Annotated in this window: 1 rRNA gene; it reads left to right on the forward strand. The window is 53.6% G+C overall.

The features are described 5' to 3' along the window. Positions 1 to 102 precede the first annotated feature (102 nt). Positions 103 to 2,101 (forward strand): 23S ribosomal RNA (locus tag RIN79_RS15610); the annotation flags it as partial.

Here is a 2,101-nt window from a genome sequence, read left to right on the forward strand (position 1 = left end):
GATTGGCTCGCCTAACCGCAGGCCACCGGACAAATCTCGAGAAGCTGGTCTTTTCTGCCAATACTGTTGGACGCAAGTCCGATGGGCATTGGCAATGAGAATGATCAAGTGTCTTAAGGGCGATTGGTGGATGCCTTGGCATGCACAGGCGATGAAGGACGTGATACGCTGCGATAAGCTACGGGGAGGTGCGAATACCCTTTGATCCGTAGATTTCCGAATGGGGAAACCCACCTTCGATACTTGGAAAATCTGAGCAGTCGGCGAGAGATCGTCGGCTGTTTTGGTTTCCAAGTGTCGGTAAAGGTATCTTATCCTGAATACATAGGGATAAGAGGCGAACGCGGGGAACTGAAACATCTAAGTACCCGTAGGAAAGGACATCAACCGAGACTCCGCTAGTAGTGGCGAGCGAACGCGGACCAGGCCAGTGGCTTGTGTGAGACAAGCAGAACCATCTGGAAAGGTGGGCCAAAGCGGGTGATAGCCCCGTATGCGTAATGCGAACACAAGTCCTCGAGTAAGGCGGGACACGTGAAATCCTGTCTGAACGTGGGGGGACCACCCTCCAAGCCTAAGTACTCGTGCATGACCGATAGCGAACTAGTACCGTGAGGGAAAGGTGAAAAGCACCCCGACAAGGGGAGTGAAAGAGTACCTGAAACCGGTCGCCTACAAACAGATGGAGCCCGCAAGGGTGACATCGTACCTTTTGTATAATGGGTCAGCGACTTAGTGTAACGAGCAAGCTTAAGCCGGTAGGTGGAGGCGTAGCGAAAGCGAGTCTGAATAGGGCGTTCAGTTCGTTGCACTAGACCCGAAACCGAGTGATCTAGCCATGAGCAGGCTGAAGGTAGGGTAACACCTACTGGAGGGCCGAACCCATATCTGTTGCAATAGATCGGGATGACTTGTGGCTAGGGGTGAAAGGCCAATCAAACTCGGAAATAGCTGGTTCTCCGCGAAATCTATTTAGGTAGAGCGTCGACCGAATACCCTGGGGGGTAGAGCACTGGATGGGCTAGGGGTCTTCACCGGATTACCAAACCTAACCAAACTCCGAATACCCAGGAGTACTAGTCGGCAGACACACGGCGGGTGCTAACGTCCGTCGTGGAGAGGGAAACAACCCTGACCAACAGCTAAGGTCCCCAAGTTATGGCTAAGTGGGAAAGGATGTGAGGATCCCAAAACAACCAGGATGTTGGCTTAGAAGCAGCCATCATTTAAAGAAAGCGTAACAGCTCACTGGTCTAAATAAGGGTCTTTGCGCCGAAAATGTAACGGGGCTAAAGCCATACACCGAAGCTTTGGGTGCATCGCAAGATGCGCGGTAGCGGAGCGTTCCGTAGGTCTGTGAAGGAAGACCCGTGAGGGCTTCTGGAGATATCGGAAGTGCGAATGCTGACATGAGTAACGATAAAGGGGGTGAGAGACCCCCTCGCCGAAAGTCCAAGGGTTCCTGCTTAAAGTTAATCTGAGCAGGGTTAGCCGGCCCCTAAGGCGAGGCCGAAAGGCGTAGTCGATGGGAACCACGTTAATATTCGTGGGCCTGGAGGTAGTGACGGATCGCGTCCGTTGTTCTCCCTTATCGGATTGGGAGGGCAGCCAAGCGGTCCCGGGAAATAGCTCCTCCGTATAGACCGTACCCGAAACCGACACAGGTGGACTGGTAGAGAATACCAAGGCGCTTGAGAGAACTCTGCTGAAGGAACTCGGCAAATTGCACGCGTAACTTCGGGATAAGCGTGACCCTTCTGAGGGCAACCTCAGGGGGGTGGCACAGACCAGGGGGTAGCGACTGTTTATCAAAAACACAGGGCTCTGCGAAGTCGCAAGACGACGTATAGGGTCTGACGCCTGCCCGGTGCTGGAAGGTTAAGAGGAGGGGTGCAAGCTCTGAATCGAAGCCCCAGTAAACGGCGGCCGTAACTATAACGGTCCTAAGGTAGCGAAATTCCTTGTCGGGTAAGTTCCGACCTGCACGAATGGCGTAACGACTTCCCCGCTGTCTCCAGCAGAGACTCAGTGAAATTGAATTCCCCGTGAAGATGCGGGGTTCCTGCGGTCAGACGGAAAGACCCCGTGCACCTTTACTATA

It is taken from the genome of Chelativorans sp., from assembly GCF_031180965.1.
GTDB lineage: Bacteria > Pseudomonadota > Alphaproteobacteria > Rhizobiales > Rhizobiaceae > Chelativorans.